19 protein-coding genes and 2 tRNA genes are annotated in these 16,274 nt (G+C 43.7%); 11 read left to right on the top strand and 10 right to left on the bottom strand.

Features of this window, described 5'->3' with window-relative positions; all coding sequences use genetic code 11:
* Nucleotides 1–33: 33 nt before the first annotated feature.
* Entirely contained in the window at nucleotides 34–1,599 is a 1,566-nt protein-coding gene (locus tag E7008_01835; GenBank protein ID MBE6456662.1) for a replicative DNA helicase, read from the bottom strand.
* On the opposite strand from E7008_01835, the gene E7008_01830 reads away from it, so the two are divergent.
* From E7008_01830 to E7008_01810, 5 genes are read left to right on the top strand one after another with little or no spacing between them, the layout of a single operon-like run.
* The gene (locus E7008_01830; GenBank protein MBE6456661.1) at nucleotides 1,598–2,467 is read left to right on the top strand and encodes a hypothetical protein; all 870 of its coding nucleotides are present in this window, start codon (nucleotides 1,598–1,600) and stop codon (nucleotides 2,465–2,467) included. The genes E7008_01835 and E7008_01830 overlap by 2 nt on opposite strands.
* Nucleotides 2,355–3,725, top strand: a complete 1,371-nt coding sequence (locus tag E7008_01825) for a phage tail protein (GenBank protein ID MBE6456660.1) — start codon at nucleotides 2,355–2,357, stop codon at nucleotides 3,723–3,725. Before E7008_01830 ends, E7008_01825 begins: the two co-directional genes overlap by 113 nt.
* Nucleotides 3,722–3,925 carry a hypothetical protein gene (locus E7008_01820; protein ID MBE6456659.1) on the top strand — a complete coding sequence of 68 codons (204 nt, stop codon included), beginning with the start codon at nucleotides 3,722–3,724 and terminating at the stop codon, nucleotides 3,923–3,925. The genes E7008_01825 and E7008_01820 overlap by 4 nt, the downstream gene beginning before the upstream one ends.
* Nucleotides 3,922–4,158, top strand: coding sequence for a hypothetical protein (locus tag E7008_01815; protein ID MBE6456658.1), 237 nt, complete (start codon nucleotides 3,922–3,924; stop codon nucleotides 4,156–4,158). Before E7008_01820 ends, E7008_01815 begins: the two co-directional genes overlap by 4 nt.
* A 24-nt stretch (nucleotides 4,159–4,182) precedes the next feature.
* Nucleotides 4,183–4,665 (top strand): hypothetical protein, encoded by a 483-nt coding sequence (locus tag E7008_01810; GenBank protein MBE6456657.1) that lies wholly within the window; start codon nucleotides 4,183–4,185, stop codon nucleotides 4,663–4,665.
* 25 nt (nucleotides 4,666–4,690) lie between these two features.
* Here the strand turns inward: E7008_01810 and E7008_01805 are convergent, their stop codons facing one another.
* The 4 genes from E7008_01805 to E7008_01790 form a co-directional block, all read right to left on the bottom strand.
* Nucleotides 4,691–5,878, bottom strand: a complete 1,188-nt coding sequence (locus E7008_01805; GenBank protein MBE6456656.1) for a hypothetical protein — start codon at nucleotides 5,876–5,878, stop codon at nucleotides 4,691–4,693.
* Between the two features lie 5 nt (nucleotides 5,879–5,883).
* Nucleotides 5,884–6,960, bottom strand: a complete 1,077-nt coding sequence (locus tag E7008_01800; protein ID MBE6456655.1) for a glycosyltransferase — start codon at nucleotides 6,958–6,960, stop codon at nucleotides 5,884–5,886.
* A gap of 464 nt (nucleotides 6,961–7,424) precedes the next feature.
* Nucleotides 7,425–7,604: a 50S ribosomal protein L33 gene (rpmG, locus tag E7008_01795; GenBank protein MBE6456654.1), complete on the bottom strand. Its 180-nt coding sequence runs from the start codon at nucleotides 7,602–7,604 to the stop codon at nucleotides 7,425–7,427.
* An 83-nt stretch (nucleotides 7,605–7,687) separates the two neighbouring features.
* Nucleotides 7,688–7,772: transfer RNA gene (locus tag E7008_01790), tRNA-Leu, on the bottom strand.
* A 200-nt stretch (nucleotides 7,773–7,972) separates the two neighbouring features.
* Here E7008_01790 and E7008_01785 point away from each other — a divergent pair.
* The 3 genes from E7008_01785 to E7008_01775 are packed head-to-tail and all read left to right on the top strand — an operon-like array spanning nucleotide 7,973 to nucleotide 10,972.
* Nucleotides 7,973–9,169 carry an MFS transporter gene (locus E7008_01785; protein MBE6456653.1) on the top strand — a complete coding sequence of 399 codons (1,197 nt, stop codon included), beginning with the start codon at nucleotides 7,973–7,975 and terminating at the stop codon, nucleotides 9,167–9,169.
* A complete protein-coding gene (locus E7008_01780) occupies nucleotides 9,153–9,527 on the top strand; it encodes an N-acetyltransferase (GenBank protein MBE6456652.1) in 375 nt (124 codons plus the stop codon). Before E7008_01785 ends, E7008_01780 begins: the two co-directional genes overlap by 17 nt.
* 47 nt (nucleotides 9,528–9,574) lie before the next feature.
* Nucleotides 9,575–10,972, top strand: coding sequence for a hypothetical protein (locus tag E7008_01775; protein ID MBE6456651.1), 1,398 nt, complete (start codon nucleotides 9,575–9,577; stop codon nucleotides 10,970–10,972).
* Nucleotides 10,973–10,996: 24 nt separating this feature from the next.
* On the opposite strand, the gene E7008_01770 is transcribed toward E7008_01775, so the two are convergent.
* On the bottom strand, nucleotides 10,997–11,995 hold the full coding sequence (locus tag E7008_01770) for a hypothetical protein (protein ID MBE6456650.1): 999 nt from the start codon (nucleotides 11,993–11,995) through the stop codon (nucleotides 10,997–10,999).
* Between the two features lie 249 nt (nucleotides 11,996–12,244).
* Between E7008_01770 and E7008_01765 the strand changes: the two genes are divergently transcribed.
* Nucleotides 12,245–13,360 carry a hypothetical protein gene (locus tag E7008_01765; protein ID MBE6456649.1) on the top strand — a complete coding sequence of 372 codons (1,116 nt, stop codon included), beginning with the start codon at nucleotides 12,245–12,247 and terminating at the stop codon, nucleotides 13,358–13,360.
* A gap of 71 nt (nucleotides 13,361–13,431) precedes the next feature.
* Here E7008_01765 and E7008_01760 read toward each other — a convergent pair whose 3' ends face one another.
* Entirely contained in the window at nucleotides 13,432–13,875 is a 444-nt protein-coding gene (locus E7008_01760; protein MBE6456648.1) for a hypothetical protein, read from the bottom strand.
* A 236-nt stretch (nucleotides 13,876–14,111) separates the two neighbouring features.
* On the opposite strand from E7008_01760, the gene E7008_01755 reads away from it, so the two are divergent.
* The gene (locus tag E7008_01755) at nucleotides 14,112–14,357 is read left to right on the top strand and encodes a hypothetical protein (protein ID MBE6456647.1); all 246 of its coding nucleotides are present in this window, start codon (nucleotides 14,112–14,114) and stop codon (nucleotides 14,355–14,357) included.
* A 93-nt stretch (nucleotides 14,358–14,450) separates the two neighbouring features.
* On the opposite strand, the gene E7008_01750 is transcribed toward E7008_01755, so the two are convergent.
* From E7008_01750 to E7008_01740, 3 genes are read right to left on the bottom strand one after another with little or no spacing between them, the layout of a single operon-like run.
* Complete coding sequence (locus E7008_01750; protein MBE6456646.1) at nucleotides 14,451–15,170, bottom strand: hypothetical protein; 720 nt, start codon at nucleotides 15,168–15,170, stop codon at nucleotides 14,451–14,453.
* 11 nt (nucleotides 15,171–15,181) lie between these two features.
* On the bottom strand, nucleotides 15,182–15,565 hold the full coding sequence (locus E7008_01745) for a hypothetical protein (protein ID MBE6456645.1): 384 nt from the start codon (nucleotides 15,563–15,565) through the stop codon (nucleotides 15,182–15,184).
* Between the two features lie 12 nt (nucleotides 15,566–15,577).
* On the bottom strand, nucleotides 15,578–15,907 hold the full coding sequence (locus E7008_01740) for a hypothetical protein (protein MBE6456644.1): 330 nt from the start codon (nucleotides 15,905–15,907) through the stop codon (nucleotides 15,578–15,580).
* Nucleotides 15,908–16,046: 139 nt separating this feature from the next.
* Here E7008_01740 and E7008_01735 point away from each other — a divergent pair.
* Nucleotides 16,047–16,122, top strand: a tRNA-Asn gene (locus tag E7008_01735).
* Nucleotides 16,123–16,274 lie beyond the last annotated feature (152 nt).

The raw sequence follows: 16,274 nt of genomic DNA, 5'->3' as shown, positions 1-16,274 counted from the left end.
TTTTAGTTCCCCGCGCAAGTAAATAATTATAAATTACAATGGCATATCGTCTGGAATCGCATCTGGATCGATTGCAGTCGGCATTGAATCCACATCGTTTGCCAGTTGCGCGGCCGTAATTGTTGGGGCCGGCTGTGCAAAATCATTTTCGCCGCGTGCTTCGAATTCGTCCAGATTGTCAAACAAACTGTAATCGCCAAAGAACGCTGTGCGTACCGTTTCTGGACGACCATGACGGTTTTTGCCAATGATAATATCGGCCTTGCCACGCGAACGTTCATATCGTTTTTGCCAACTTTCGACCATTGCGTTATTTGTGGTATTAGACATACGTTCGGACGGATCGCGATTTTGTAAATAGTATTCTTCACGATACGTAAACATAACAATGTCGGCGTCCTGTTCAATAGAACCTGATTCACGCAAATCCGACAGCATTGGTCGTTTATCATCGCGCGATTCCACACTACGTGACAACTGGGACAGGGCGATTACCGGCACATCTAATTCTTTGGCCAGCATTTTCAGCCCACGCGTGATTTCAGAAATTTCCTGAACACGGTTGTCATTATGTTTGCCCCCCGGCGACGTCATCAATTGCAGATAGTCGATTACAATCAGCGCAATCCCACCATGTTTGCGTGCCAACCGGCGCGCGCGTGTGCGCATCATTGGCACCGACATGCCCGGTGTATCATCGATAAATAATGGTACCTGACCAATCGCGGCGGAATACTGGGACATTTTCAAGAAATCTTCATCTGTCAGCGTTCCTTCACGCATAGATGTTGCCGGAATTTTAGATTGCGATGACAGCACGCGCGCCGCCAACTGTGATGCCGACATTTCCAGGCTGAAAAACACCACCGCGCCCTTGTAATTTTTATTTGCGCGTCCAAACGCAATTGCCTGGGCGGCATTAAATGCAATGTTCATTGCCAACGTGGTTTTTCCCATCGCCGGTCGTCCTGCAATGATAATCAAGTCTGAATGGTGCAGACCGCTGATTGATTTATCCAACGCATTCAACCCAGTGGTCAGGCCTGACAACTGTCCATCGGCCTTGTATGCAATTTCCGCTTCGGCCAGTGCGCTTTGCAATGCGGTTGAAATCGATGTGACTTCGCGCTCAGACGTGCCTGTGGTCGCCATATCGAATAATTTTTGTTCTGCGATTTCAATCTGGCGCGCGACGGGGTTGTCCATATCTTCGACATATGCCTTGTCTGTAATATCCTGGGCCAGTGCGATTAAATCTCGACGCAGGGCGTGTTCATAAACAATGCGACCGTACTGTTCGACATTAACAACGGTTGCGCCGGCACTGGTCAGTTGGCTTAAATAATCCACACCACCAACGGATTCCAGAACACCCTGTTGGTCCAGATAATTTTTCGCGGTGATAATGTCGAATGGAATACCGGCGGCAAACTGCTTTTCCGCCAGTTTATAGATTTCTTGATGCGCAGGATGTGAAAAATGCTTGTAATTCAGGAATTCGCCAACCCGTTCCAACGCACGGTTATTCATCAGTACTGCGGCCAAAACCGCCTGTTCTGCTTCCAGATTGGTTGGTAATGTTTTGGGGGTAAAATCCATGTCAAATTCCTTTGCTTCTATGCCAATGGTATATGAAAAAAATGCTTTTTCAACGCCTTTTTTGCGTGGGTATAAATTGTTGAAAATTCCGATGGTTAACCCAGATGGCACATCCGCGTGGCCCGAACTGTTTCCGCCTTCGCGCATTGAAGAATTACGTCAAACGGTCGGTGCGCGTCACTTTGCGTCCCAGATGATGTTGGAATCTGCGCCACTGGAACGGGCGCGTCTTGATCCCGGCGGCCTAAAATTTTATGACACAGAATTTGATTCGCAGACCGCCCGCATTGGTGAATTTAATATAACCGGTATGACATTATACTGGGACCCATCCACCGGCCGTCGCCATCGCGACGGCAGTGCCTGTGTATTGCTGTACCGTGATGACAAAACGCGCCATTTGTTTATCCACGATATTTTATACCTGATTGTATCAGATGATGAAATGTTCCCCTTGTCGCGCCAATGCGACATGGTGCTGGATTACATGCGTGCGCATAATTTAACCAGAATCAGTCTGGAAACCAACGGCATTGGTATGGGTGTACCGGAAATAATGCGCGATTGCGCCACCCGCCGTGGTGCAAACATATATGTTAATAAAATCCAGAACCACAAATCAAAATCAGACCGTATTTTAAGTGCCATTGAACCAGCGTTGTCAACGGGGCGTCTGCACGCACATACCCGTGTCCAGAACACAGCCCTGATGGCGGAAATGTTGGGTTGGTCGCCGATTGGAACGCCGGGCATTCATGATGACGGCCTGGACGCGGTGGCGGGTGCAATTGTGGACACGCCAATCCCAGTCCGCGCCACCGGCGCCCACATACAAACATTCACCGCCAACACAAACTTTAAAATCTAAAAAACAAAAAAAGGAAAACAAAATGTATCAAAACTTGCAAAACTTGTATAAACGTGCCTTGGATATGCGTGCCCCTTGGATTGCCCGTTGGGATGCAGCGCGTCGTTATGCGATGCCCATGGCCGACGATGATGCGGCAACATTGTATGATGCGACCGCCATGGATGCGTCTGACAATCTGGCGGCATCGATTTATACATTGATGACACCGCCTGAATCGATGTGGCTGCAATTAGTCGGTGAAAGTGATTTATCCCAGAACGCAGACTATGCGACATCTGTCCTGCGTGCGCATTTGAATGATTCAAACTTCTATACAACCATTCACCAGTGCTATATGGACATGGTTATATTGGGCACAGCATGTCTGTTTATGGCCGAATCCCCAATCGGCGCATCATCTGCATTTAACTTTACAGCAATCCCAATGACCGACATTGCTATATTGCCGAACGCAGTCTTTCATACCACATCCATGTCGGCACGTGAAGTTATGGAAAAATATCCCACATGGACGCCACCGGCAAATTTGCGCGATACGATAAAACGCGACCCCCAAACCCCATTAAAACTGGTGCAAAGCCTGGTTGGTACAGATTTTGTAGCCTGGTTGGATGTTGGTGGCGATATTGAAAATAATATTGTATCAACCGGCACATTTGAAACGAACCCATACATTATATTCCGTTGGGCGGTGTCATCGGGTGAATTATATGGTCGTGGTCCGGTACTGCGCGCATTGCCCGATATAAAAACCGCGAACAAAGTCGTCGAACTGGTATTAAAGAACGCAACGATTGCTGTATCCGGCATCTGGATGGCGGACGATGATGGTGTTATCAACCTGCAAAACATAAACCTGACGCCCGGCGCGATTATCCCCAAGGCTGTTGGTTCATCTGGCCTGACCCCATTGACCAGTGGTGCAAACTTTGATGTTTCACAATTAGTGCTGCGCGATTTGCGCGAACGGATTCGTCATACATTGCTGGCGGATCGGCTGGGTCTGTTATCAGAAAAAGAAATGACCGCCACTGAAATCATGGCGCGCAATGCGGACATGATGCGTATTTTGGGTGCGACGTACGGCCGCCTGATTCATGAATTAGTTCGCCCACTGTGCGATCGTGGTTTGCAGATTTTATCGCGTCGCGGTCTGATTGAACCAATCCGCCTGAACGGGGACGCAGAATTAAAATACATTGCGCCAATTGCCCAAATATCGGCGCTGGAAACGGTGATTGGGGGTGAACTATGAAAAACACAGAACAAAACTACGCGCGCTGTTTTGGCACGCCCGCAGGGCAAGTTGTCCTGGAACATCTGCGTAAAATAACAATTGCGCGCACATTGGGCCCGAACGCATCAGATAACGAATTGCGCTGGGCGGAATCCCAGCGCGCCCTGGTTCGTCAAATCGAAGCACTAATTGCGCGGGGCAGGGGGGATAACACATGATATCGCTGGAGCTTTTGCGCAACAGTTGGTTTTTAATTGTCTTTATTGGTGGGTTGGTCTATTGGGCGGCCCGCCAAGACTTATCAGTTGCCGAACACGAAACATTTGACACGCGCATAACATCGCTGGAAAACCGCACGACGATATTGGAAACAGGCATCGGCCAAATCCAGATAAAAATCGACGACATCAAAGAAGATTTAACCCTTATCAAAGGCGCAGTTATCAAATAAAAATTTATAACCAAAGGAAACAAAATGTCACGACAAATACAATTCCGACGCGGCACATCCGCCGAACACGAAACATTTACCGGCGCGCCCGGTGAAATCACGGTTGACACCACGAACAACACCCTGCGCGTACACGACGGGCACACCACCGGCGGCACAACATTGGCCCGTGCAGACGCAGTTACCGATATGACCGGCACAGACTATGTCGTTGCCTGGCAATCGCCCACCGCCGACAATAATTACACCTGGTACAGATTATATAAATCCGGCTGGGTTGAAATGGGCGGAAGAACAGAGAGCGGGACCGGAAACAAACAAGTTGTGTTTCCAATTGCAATGCTGGATACCTACTATACAATCAGCACTTGTGATTTGTCAGGTTCGTCTGGTGGGGTTGTTGCATATGGCGCAGGTGCGGAATCTACAACGGGTTTTACCGTATTTGTTTCTAACACTTCTAATAGCGGTGCGGTTTGTTGGTGTGTATTTGGCTTTGCCAAATAAAGAACTGGGGCAATGCCCCAGTTCTTTATTTAGATATAATCTCATATAAATGTTTGCAAATATCGGACCGTTCCCAGAATATATTATTGTTTATTTCCTTGTATTCTGATTCCAGTTCAAAATTGTTTTTAATATAAAATTCTATTTTATCAATAACATCATTTTTCGAATACAGACAATTATATAATTGGCTGTCTTTTGCCTTGGCAGATGTGGCGTTTTGATTGTCGCGTTCGTCTGGGTACGCCACGTCTGCATCAAAACGATAGAAAATAACAGGTATATCCATATACATAAAATCAAATACTATGCTGGAATAATCCGTAATGCACAAATCAGATTCTTTAATAGCGGATGATATTTTATCTGTTGATATTATATTAACGTTTTTAGGAACTTCAATAGCCCCATTATTGCGTAACATAGCATGGTGCATAGCGATGTTTAAGTTGATATTATTTTCTGACAATAATTTGTTCAAACGTTCATCGCATAAAAAATCAAAAATTCTGTCAGAATAGATTTTATGTGATTCAGGCCATCCTGCTATACTGGTGCGCCATGTAAAGAAAACAAATATATTTTTCTTGTCATGCGGTTTTCTGTACAGCGCATCCCAGCGTGGCAGCCCACATTTAATTTGTTTGCCATTTTGCCACAACCCGCGTGTTTCATACAGTTCGGATTCCTTCTTGGTCGCTGATATAATATAGTTGTATAAATCTTCTGTATATAAATCCAAAACAGACTCTTTCAAAAAAATACTGCCGTGTTGTGCAAAGATATATTTCAGGTTTGGATTCTGCGCCAACAGCGGGTTCACATCCCAACGCATTTCAAAACTGCTGATAAGAATTTTTGATTTTGCGATTACATCAGCGTGGTGCATAAACAAATGTTCCATACGCCTAATGACGATTACATCTTTTAACTTTGATCGCTTTTTTAATACATCGTACAATTTATTTTGCTTTAACAGCACATATCGCGACGGAATGTTCTGGCTTTGCAGGAACTGAAAAAATGTCCACATATCAATCGCTTCGGCACATTTATCGGTCAAGGAATCACAACAAAGTATAATATCTCTGTTTTCTTTTGCGCGCGCAAACATCGGAAATTTTCGCCAAAAATACCTCACACCAAACGCATAACAATGCATGTGTATTTTATTATCTTCTTTGATTTTATATTTTATGCAAAACTTTTTCATATCATTTACCCGTTATAAACGCCACGTCTGGTCCACCCAACGGTAAGTGTTGGAATTCCAAGTATATAGATTCTTGTTTTATGCTCGAACTGTTTAAATTTTAGAATAGTTATGATATTAAAAAGTTTTATTTCTATTTTTTCTGGTTTTTCTGCCAGTTTGGATACATATTCAAAAATACCATTATAATCATTGTTGTAAAAAAATGGGTACAGAGCATGATTCGCAAATATGTGTTTGTATTTGTGTCTGTTGTACATTTCTTGGGTTGCATGCGCTAAATTCATTCTATCATCACATCTGGTTGTGCGCCAATACGCCCCATAACTGACAAAACCAAATGGTTTTCTAAATAATCTATTATAATCGCGTTCCGGTATGTCTTGATTGTTCAGAAAGTCCACAATCATTAGGCTAGCTTCTATGATGTGCTTAATCTTGGTTGATGACAGATAAACAGATGCTGCAGAATTTTGAACACGCATATAATTATAATACGTATCATAGACAACAGATATACCTTCCGCCAGCACAGCGCACTTGGTAACAAAAACCGTATCTTCTGTCATGGAAATACCAACTGGACAATATATTTTATTATTGATTAAAAAGTCTTTCTTATATATTGCACACCACAACCAACGGTTAAAATAATACTTGTTTCGTCCAACCTGTTTCAACCAATCTGTAAATTTCTTCTGTTTCCCATCCAGCATACATTCACGAATATTACCTACTGTGATGTCTGTATTTGTTTTTTTCGCGGTGTTATACAACTTTTCATAAAAATCCAAATCTACATAGTCATCTGGGTCAACAAAGCCGATATATTCGCCATTTGCCGCATCTATGCCCGTATTTCGCGCAACCGACACACCGGCATTTTTCGGTAATTCAATCAGTTTTATGCGCGCATCCGCCCCCGCGCGTTTTTTGATAATATTGGCTGTGTCATCCGTTGATTTATCATCCACGCAAATAATTTCAATGTCGCGCAGTGTCTGATTAACCAAACTGTCCAGGCATGCTCCAACATACGGTGCAACATTATAACATGGTAAAATAACCGAAACTTTTGGCATGGGCGTCCTTTACGTTAAAAAAACAGGGAATGGACGTTCAAGCAATCAGAAAACCGTGTTAAACTGTTTTTCTAACTTCGCGCGCTTTCAATATATGGCACACGCATCCACCCCACATGGGAATGAGATCCGGTTGCCCCAAATACGTAAAAACCGCCATAATAACTGGCGGCCGGGAAGTTAGAAACCTCATAGCAATCAAATGAGCCCATGGGTCTTTGGGCGTGCGCCCTGTTATATAACCCGCGGTTTCCCGACCCGCGTCGGGAAATGATGCGTATGCACCGCTGTTTTAACGATGCACAACGCACCGGATTGTTTTTTGGGAGTTTCTAAGTCCCGGATTTCCACGCAATGGGAAAACCACATCAATCATAGGAATAAAAGCAAATCTTGTCAAGCCACAGATTACATAAAAAATCCCCCGCAAACGCAGGGATTTTTTAGGCTATACCACATTTGTATTAGTGCGAAACCTTCGCTTCGGTCATAACGACATGCTTGCGCAATTTTTTGTCGTATTTACGGAACTTCATTTTGCCTGCTGTATTTTCGGACTTCGTATTTTTCGTTGTAATATAGAATACGCCAGTTTCGTTGTTTCTTAACTGTACAACTTCTTTGCTACCTTTTTTAGATGCCATTTTATTCGCCTTTTATTTATTCTGCGCAGTATATTAAGTTATTTTTTTCGCCAAATCAAGTATTTTTTATATTAAATCATATTTGGTGCGGGTAAGGAGACTCGAACTCCTATGGGTTGCCCCACTGGAACCTAAATCCAGCGCGTCTACCAATTTCGCCATACCCGCCGTTTAATATACCGGATAATCACGTGGGAACGACGGGTCGGGACGCCGCAGGTCAGATTTCACCCCGCACCCCGCAACTACTAACGTTGCCACAATAATAAAGCCCAGAATTATTTTTTTCATGCCCACTATTATAATCGCGGCATAATTCTGTGTCAAATTTTTATATGATATGATATAATCCATATCTGGGGGGGATAATGGCCACACAGAATTTGTCGCGCGATTTGCGCCTGTTAATTGTTTTTTCGGCTTTGCGCAATATCACGGACCTGTTCCTGGGGACTTTTTTGGTGTCTTTTATCATGCACCTGTCGGCCAGTGAAATTATCGCCGTTTCAACGTATAAATTATTTGAATATGCGGCAACTTGTGCCGGGTTCTTTTTGTTGGCGCATTGGTGCAAGCGTTATAACAAGGTTTCTGTGTTTGCCCTGAATCTGATTCCAAAAATTGCATTGTTGGCATCCATTATGTTTTTGGGCGATCGCGTTGTTGATTTCTTGATTCCGTTGGGAATGTTATATGGATTTGGGGCGGCAATGTACCACCTGCCTATGAATACGATGGTTGGTGAAAAGGGTACGCCCGCCGTCATGAACCAATTTATTGGCACAAAAAACACAGTTATTTATATTACCAAGGTTGTCGCACCAATCGTCCTGGGATTTTTCATTGATATGGGCACATACACAAATGTGGCATATGTTCTGTTTTTCTTGTCGTTGGTTGAATTGGGGCTGACTTTCTTTCTGACACCGTCGCGCCACCGCAGTCATCGTCCGGTTGACTTTGTTGGTTTTTTTCGTTGTATGATGCGTTTTCCTGTTATCCGTGAAATGTTCGCGATGGAGGTTCTGCGTGGCTTCGGCGTTGGCCTGTTGGGGACTGTCATCACAATGTACACCGTTTATATGTTCCAGACTGATTTGAATCTGGGGATATTTACAACTATTTTTGCTGTGTTTTCTATTATTACGTCGTGGGCGTTTGGTCGTTGGGGGCGCAGACGTTATTATCCCTATATATTATCCGTTGCAATGTTGCTGACATTGGTGGCTATATCGATATTTGTGTATCGTACGACACCGATTACATTCCTGTTCTATAACCTGGTATATGCAACCGCCATGATATTAATGGACCAGATTTGTTCGGTTGGTATGTTTAACCTGTCGCGTTCGCGGTGTGTGACGGCCAATCATCGCGTAGAATATTTTGTATTCCGCGATTTTGCATTGTTCTTGGGACGTTGGATTGGATATGTTGGATTGATGTATATTGGGGTGTTTGGTGGCTATGCGTGGTTGCGTTGGTATCTGGTTGTGATAACGTTGGCAATATTACTGTCATCATTGGCGGCGTGGCAGTTGACCCACCATGTTCGTGGCCGCTAGTGTGAATTTTGAATACTGTCCGATATACAAAGAAATCCCCACATGTTATATTGATTACATGTCGGATAATGTTCAGTATTTTATATCAGAAACCCATGACGGATTTGATGCTGTGATAAACGGACACAAGGTTGGCGAAATAACATTTGTGCGCGTTGGTGCAGACAAATTAATAATTGACTATACCGGTGTTGCGCCCGATTATCGCAATCGGCATATCGGGTTGACACTGGTTCGTAATGTTGCGAACATGGCGCGCGCCCAGCATCGTCATGTAATAACGCTGTGTCCATTTGCGCGTGCGATGTTTAATCGGTTTTCTGAATTTGATGATATCCGATTAATGAACGCACATTAAAAAAGTCGTTGCATATTTATTCATTTTTTTACTAAGATTTCGCACATATGTACATGGGGGATTTAATGCGTAAGTTATCACGTACCACGTTGGTATTTTTAATCTTTTTAAATGGCTATGTCAGTTTGTCCTTGGAATTGGCTGTCCTGCGCCAGTTATCGTTCTATGTCGGTTCCAGTGCCGTCATCACCAGTATTATTATGGCAATATTTTTGGGCTTTATGTCATTGGGGTACTTTATTGGTGAATCCCAGAAAATAAATGACGCGAAAATTCGTCGCATTTTGAATTTCAGTTTTTTGGTTATTGCAACCCTGTCTGTTTGCGCGGCCAGTTTCCCGCTTATCACCCAGTATTTCGCATGGATGTACGCGGGCGGTATCCAATCGGGTGCAATCCAGACATTTATATATTCGCTGATATTTCTGTCGGCCGGTCCATTTTTGTTTGGATTTAACACAACATTATTGTCGCGCCAACTGCACGTATATAACAAAAATTGCACCGGCAACATTATGGCGTGGGATACAATTGGATCGGTTTTTGGATCTATGGCAACAACGTTGTTGTTGATGCCATTTATGGGGGTAAATTATACAGTCGTTTTAATAACTGTTTTATCTGCCCTGGGGGCACTGATATTGTGTCGGCGTTGGTGGGTATGGATTGTGTGTGCGATTGTGTTGACGGCGTCTTGTTATATCAACAGCAACACGTACCAGCGCGACCATTATGGCATAATTGTAAATAATGCAAATTCCACAATATCTGTATCTGAATGGCCAGACGGTCGTGTGTTGAATATGAATGGCCTGCCGATGTCTGTTTATTTTACCGATGGCAATATGGCAGATTATATAAATTACCTGAATGCGCACTATATCTATAATATGCCCACGGATAAAACGCATAAAATCCTGGTTCTGGGGGCAGGTGGCTTTACCCTGGGGCTAAAAGACGCACGCAATGATTACACATTTATTGATATCGAGCACACATTAAAAGATGTTTCCGAACAACATTTTCTGCGTAAAAAACTGACCCCGAACAAGCGTTTCGTCGTTGCCGACGCCAGCCAGTTTTTAAAGAACACCCCCGACCAATATGATTTTATATTGCTGGACGTGTATTCTAATTCGTACCAGGTCCCCGAATCCTTAATCACGGCGGAATTTATGGCACGTCTTAAATCGCGTATTGCACCCGGTGGCGTTGTTGCGATGAATATGATTGTGTCCCCTGAATTTGACGATAAATATTCACGCGTGTTTGATAATACATTCCGTTCTGTGTTTCCATATAACACATCACGCCATATAATTGGGTACTATAACCCATGGACGGCGACGGATGGTCCGGCAAACGTGTTATACATATATCATAACATTGAAAACGACGGCCGTATATATACGATAAACAAGACGCCCGTTATTTATGACAGATAAAAACCGGGGTAATTCCCCGGTTTTTTATGCAGCATTCTGTTTGAATTGTCCCAATTGCCACATTTGAATGCGTTTCTGAAATTCAATTTGCAATTGTGCGCGCTGTTCTGCACTGATTTCCACGCGTTTTTCCGCCTTGGCAAATTCTTCTGCCTTGGTTTCTGTCTTAACAACATTTTGCTGTTTAGCCTTATCCTGGGTGACCGGCAACGCCCCCGATGGTTTTACGCGCTGTGCCACCGATTTTGGTGCATGCTGAACAACTGTCTGTGGGGTCTGCTTTTGAACGTCAATTGGCATTTGCGCAGGCTTTGCCACGGTCGGCTGTTGTTTTTCCATTTGTTGTTCGGCGGGTTTCGCCATCGGCACTTCGACCGGTTTATCGACGATTGCGGCATTTGGCCGTTTAACAGTATCGCGCATCATCGCAAACGCCCCCGATTGCGCAGTGGGCTGGGCAACCGATTTTGTTGCCTGGGCCATCATATCCGCCTGTTGCGGTGTGTTTTGTTGCGCCATTGCGCCCACCTGTGGTTGTGCCGCATGATGTTGCGCCTGTGCTTGTTTTTGTTGCCCAACCAATTTTTCGCCACGTTCGTTATATCGTGCCAATATCAGGTTAATTTTATCCATCGCTTCGCGAATCATACGTTCGCCATGCGCGCGTAATTTTTTGATGTCTTGGTCATTTGGGTTAATTGTATTGTCGCGCCCACTGTGCGTCATAATAACACGGGACCAGTATTTTTTATGTGCCTCGTACACATTTTTCAGATATTTTGCCGCCGGATTTTTATCGTTTTTTGTATCTGTGAATGCCGCACATTGCGCCAACGCGGTCTGCCATGCGCGCCCCAGTGAATATTTATTTGTCCAATTTCGCCATGCGAACCCTGAAAACATTTGTAAATACGCCACCGCTAATTCTTTGCGGTCAACCGGCGACACAATTTTTGCGATTTGTGGGTCGATTTGGATAATAAACTTTTCTTGATTTTCAGCGATATTCATTTGTGTATTCATGATAGAACCCCTTGATTAAAGTACTGCGGTTCCCCCACAGCAATTTTATATAGGTCGCCCGTCATAACTTTTCAAGTCCCCCATGTCAAGAAAATTTATTTTTTGACATCTGTCCTAATCTGATGCAACAATACGGATGTTCATATCACAAAAACATGCTGTTGCCAATAATGGGCGGTGTGGATATGAACCCACATCTTGCCAATAATGGGGGTGTGGCATTTCATCGAGAACTAAGGAGTTAAACAGATGAAAAAAACTATCAGTGCAGCAGTTGCATTGTCGATATTCGCGGCACCTGCGATTGCGGCCAATCTGGAAAACCCACTGTATATGCCAAAGCAGGGCAGTGTGTATTCCAAAACATCTGCGGGTGTTATGTACAAAATCGCAGATGATTCAGACGCACATGTTAGAAAGAATCATGATGGCGCAACAGAATTTCCAATCTGGCGTGTTCACGAAGAATTGGGATACGGTATCTTGGACAACCTGGAAGCGTACGCAAAATTCGGTTATACCCACGACGGCGACATTGATCGCAAGGGTATGCACCTGGGGCGCGCTGGGTTAAAATACCGTGCCATTAACACGGACGATGGTTGGGTGTGGGATTTGTATGCCGACGCACAGTTGGGCGGAATCAGTGAAATGTCTGGTTCATATGCGGCAAATGGTTTCACATATGATAACTATTCAAATGGTCGCTGGGGATTCCACGTTGGAACTCAGGTGGGCAAGACATGGTCTAAATTCAGCACTGCTGCATTCGTAGAAGTCCTGCGCACATTCGGCAACGACAACAACAGCATTGATGTAACCAAATACTCTGTTATGGGTATGCCAATGACCCAGTTGGGTTTCGACAAAGAAATTTCAGTTGATTTGAAATCTACAACCGAAGTTAATGCCGGGTTAAAGGCATTTTATCAGTTGGATGATCGTTGGTCGTTTGGTGCTGGCTTTACATTCAAACACCATGCCGATAACGGTGTCGAAGGTCTGGCGTCTGGTTTGGGCGAAATGCCAACAGCGGTTGCCCAGGGCTTGGCAATCCAAACCCTGATGGGCCAAGGTATGGATCAAAGTGCAGCCATGGCTGCGATTACTGCAAATCCAGGTATTGTTACCCAGACTGCAGCCGGTGCGCAGCAGCAAATCGTTGATGGTCTGATGGCGGTTGTTTCCGACATGAACGACGGTTTTGATGAATATATCATCAGCCTGTCTGCCGCATATCAAATGACAGATGCTATGCAGGTTGCCGTCTATGGCGAATATACATTCGACGATGCAAATACCCAGTCCCAGAATGGCACAGATGTCAAGGCTGAAATGGGTGTTCGCCTGAATGTTCAGTTCTAATTAATTGGAACTTAAAAACAAAAAATAAAACTAACATATATTGGACAAAATCCCCGGCACGCCGGGGATTTTTATTTTATCTTTTGATGCATCAACACCCGGTCGCTGGGGCGTGTTTTGTTCCAAACCTTAACCAAATCATCATAGTTATTTGACCATGCGGTCTGAATTTCCTTCATAATTTTGCTGATTGGGCGGGGAATACCACGTTCGGCCTCGGCCTTCATTGGCATACAGTCAATAATCTTGAACCGGCACGATGTGTTTTTATAAACGACCTTGAAGTGTGGTTCTTCGATTTCGTTTGGAAATATTTCCAGTTTAAAGTCAATGCGCGGTTTATCCTTTAACCGCACCATCATACCTATGCCATGCGAACCGCCACCAACCAATCTTTCGCGGCGGCGTGGTTCAATCCGTGCCGCAACCATCAAATCATCGGCCATTTCCGCCATTGTCTGTTCAATTTGTTGCGCGTGTTCCGCGGGCGTCATAAAGTCTTCTAAATCTGCCATTTTTAAATCCTTTTGTTGACAATATTATAGTTCTGTCCAAACAAAAGTCAAATTATTATCCGTTCCGGGGAATTGTTTTTTATCTTGCATCCGATTCATTTTTATAAATTCGAATCCGGGGTGTGTTCCCGGTATGTCAGGACTCAAAACAACCTGTGGTTGTATTGTTCGATATTTTTTTATATTTATGTCAAAATAAATATCATATATATTTTTACATACAGGGGAATAAACCAATGAAATATCATAACGCAATTTGGCAATCAATATGCTATATCGCACAAATTAATAACACAACATGTTCTGGTCTTGCCAAAATGTGTGGTCTGGACGCGACAATTTTTAACCCCAGCAAACGCCAAACGTCCTATGGCCAGCCACGATGGATCAGCACCGCAACCCTGGCCAAGGTTTTACACAAAACCAACACCACGCCAATCCAATTCGCAGAAATTGTTCAAATGTTTCTGGACCAAGAATAATCACCCGTACGGTACACCAGCACTTGTTCCACCACCACCCCGTCCGTCGTGCAAAAAACCGCCCGATTTGGGCGGTATGGTCGTTTGTTGTTTCTATCTTTGTTTATAGTAATAGCAGTTTTTTGCGACATCACGTGCCTTGTCTATCAGCCGTTCGTCTGTAAACCATTCTGTGCCATCTTTGTGAAACCGAAATGATTTATGACGGCCAGTTTTCACCATGTTGCCACTTGCACCTTTGAACTCCGTTATTTGCTCGCCGTCAATTGTTGGATAGATATAATCCCCACTATATACAAATCCCAGCTTGCAATTCTTGGGGCATCCATAACAACGATTACCCTTGTGCTTGTCTGTATAACTTTCAAACGTGTCTATAAGATAATTTGTATTATTACGCAATTCCAGTTTCTTGTTCAGTCGTAATTGTATCTTGTCAATCAGCATAAAAAAGTGAGAAGATAACAGAGGCACAAACACGTCCGCTGGACTGCGTTTTGACGGACAAATCGCATGTCCGACATTTAGTCTGGTTGTTGCGGTGGCTATATGTTTGTCATTATGAAACAGGTCAATTTTTCCTTTGCCGGACGGGTTGTGTTGGGCTTCGACAGTCATTCTTGCCTTGCCACAACGTCCCACCTCTGATACATAAGCAATGATTATTTGCCATTTTGTCTTGTTTTCTGTTCCCATGTTTTCTATAAAAACAGGACATTCACTGTTGCTTAGCACGGATTCCGCAATAGAATACATATCCCCGACTGACATTTTTATAGGCGGTTGTTCTGCTGGCATCTGTGTAAATGACATTTTGATTCCTTTTATCTTGTTTTGCAAGGCTCACGCAGTTTGGTAATTTTGCGGATATTTTCATCCGGATTTCTATCAATGTACTCATAGAATGAGTTTGGAGATTTTACAGCCCACTCCATCTGGAATTCAAACTGTCTGCCCAGAGGACTTGTTGGTGCCACATATTCTGTCTTTTTTGCCTTGTCTGTTTTTTCTGGGGCGAAACATTTGTAAAGCACATAACCCATCCCCCCAATATATGCTGACAAAAGCAAAATCGCACTCGCAGCAACTAAAGCCTGGGGAACAGGACTTTCATCAAGTTCATACCTGTCATAAGCATCGTATTTGTGACGTTCTTCATTCATTTTTTTTGCCGCCCAAAATGCAGGCCATGGATTCGGTACAGGCATTTTGATTTTCCTTTATCGTGTTTTATAATGGTCGCACAGACTGGTCAGCTCTTGTCCGAACTGCAGTATCCTAATTCGTGCTAATGTGGGTGACTTAAATTCGTGTACATACAGACCCGTTAATGGATATTGTACGCCAGCCTGAGACTTGAAATACAATACACGTTCCCCACAAATCGTTGGATAAATAGCATCGCAAACGATGACGGTTCCTATTTCGCATTTTTTATCACAACCACCACAATTGGTCGTTTTTTGAACGGGTGTAATATGCGGAAATACTATTTGCTGGTTTTTGAAATTCTCGCCAATGTTCAGACCTTTTTCCTGTGTAAATGACATTTTCATTACCTTTTATGCTTTAATTCTGTTGTGAACTTAGCACAAAATCGCAGTTTTTCAATACATATACAATATTTTTCAAAAACATAAAAAAATACTTGAAATAGGATTTAATAAGGTATATTATATGCAACGCTATTCGGGCATAGTTCAGTCGGTAGAACAACGGACTGTTAATCCGTATGTCGTTGGTTCGAGTCCAACTGCCCGAGCCACGAATTCCGTCGCAAAATCGTTGATTTTGCGACGTTTTTCTTTGTTAACACTTTTGGATTTAGGCACACCACAATCCACCCAAAAACAACACTATTTAACCCCTTGGCTACACAGCAGCTACACAGGATCCGCAACCTGTCCGCAGTCCGAT

The sequence above is a fragment of the Alphaproteobacteria bacterium genome (assembly GCA_015062495.1).
Taxonomy (GTDB): domain Bacteria; phylum Pseudomonadota; class Alphaproteobacteria; order Rs-D84; family Rs-D84; genus Enterousia.
This window is presented reverse-complemented; position numbering and strand designations above follow the sequence as displayed.

What these genes read in the sequence shown, in the direction of transcription:
- E7008_01830 (MBE6456661.1), top strand. Translation starts at nt 1,598, where the DNA reads ATGTCAAATTCCTTTGCTTCTATGCCAATGGTATATGAAAAAAATGCT.
- E7008_01835 (MBE6456662.1), bottom strand. Translation starts at nt 1,599, where the DNA reads ATGGATTTTACCCCCAAAACATTACCAACCAATCTGGAAGCAGAACAG.
- E7008_01825 (MBE6456660.1), top strand. Translation starts at nt 2,355, where the DNA reads ATGATGACGGCCTGGACGCGGTGGCGGGTGCAATTGTGGACACGCCAA.
- E7008_01820 (MBE6456659.1), top strand. Translation starts at nt 3,722, where the DNA reads ATGAAAAACACAGAACAAAACTACGCGCGCTGTTTTGGCACGCCCGCA.
- E7008_01815 (MBE6456658.1), top strand. Translation starts at nt 3,922, where the DNA reads ATGATATCGCTGGAGCTTTTGCGCAACAGTTGGTTTTTAATTGTCTTT.
- E7008_01810 (MBE6456657.1), top strand. Translation starts at nt 4,183, where the DNA reads ATGTCACGACAAATACAATTCCGACGCGGCACATCCGCCGAACACGAA.
- E7008_01805 (MBE6456656.1), bottom strand. Translation starts at nt 5,878, where the DNA reads ATGAAAAAGTTTTGCATAAAATATAAAATCAAAGAAGATAATAAAATA.
- E7008_01800 (MBE6456655.1), bottom strand. Translation starts at nt 6,960, where the DNA reads ATGCCAAAAGTTTCGGTTATTTTACCATGTTATAATGTTGCACCGTAT.
- rpmG (MBE6456654.1), bottom strand. Translation starts at nt 7,604, where the DNA reads ATGGCATCTAAAAAAGGTAGCAAAGAAGTTGTACAGTTAAGAAACAAC.
- E7008_01785 (MBE6456653.1), top strand. Translation starts at nt 7,973, where the DNA reads ATGGCCACACAGAATTTGTCGCGCGATTTGCGCCTGTTAATTGTTTTT.
- E7008_01780 (MBE6456652.1), top strand. Translation starts at nt 9,153, where the DNA reads ATGTTCGTGGCCGCTAGTGTGAATTTTGAATACTGTCCGATATACAAA.
- E7008_01775 (MBE6456651.1), top strand. Translation starts at nt 9,575, where the DNA reads ATGTACATGGGGGATTTAATGCGTAAGTTATCACGTACCACGTTGGTA.
- E7008_01770 (MBE6456650.1), bottom strand. Translation starts at nt 11,995, where the DNA reads ATGAATACACAAATGAATATCGCTGAAAATCAAGAAAAGTTTATTATC.
- E7008_01765 (MBE6456649.1), top strand. Translation starts at nt 12,245, where the DNA reads ATGAAAAAAACTATCAGTGCAGCAGTTGCATTGTCGATATTCGCGGCA.
- E7008_01760 (MBE6456648.1), bottom strand. Translation starts at nt 13,875, where the DNA reads ATGGCAGATTTAGAAGACTTTATGACGCCCGCGGAACACGCGCAACAA.
- E7008_01755 (MBE6456647.1), top strand. Translation starts at nt 14,112, where the DNA reads ATGAAATATCATAACGCAATTTGGCAATCAATATGCTATATCGCACAA.
- E7008_01750 (MBE6456646.1), bottom strand. Translation starts at nt 15,170, where the DNA reads ATGTCATTTACACAGATGCCAGCAGAACAACCGCCTATAAAAATGTCA.
- E7008_01745 (MBE6456645.1), bottom strand. Translation starts at nt 15,565, where the DNA reads ATGCCTGTACCGAATCCATGGCCTGCATTTTGGGCGGCAAAAAAAATG.
- E7008_01740 (MBE6456644.1), bottom strand. Translation starts at nt 15,907, where the DNA reads ATGTCATTTACACAGGAAAAAGGTCTGAACATTGGCGAGAATTTCAAA.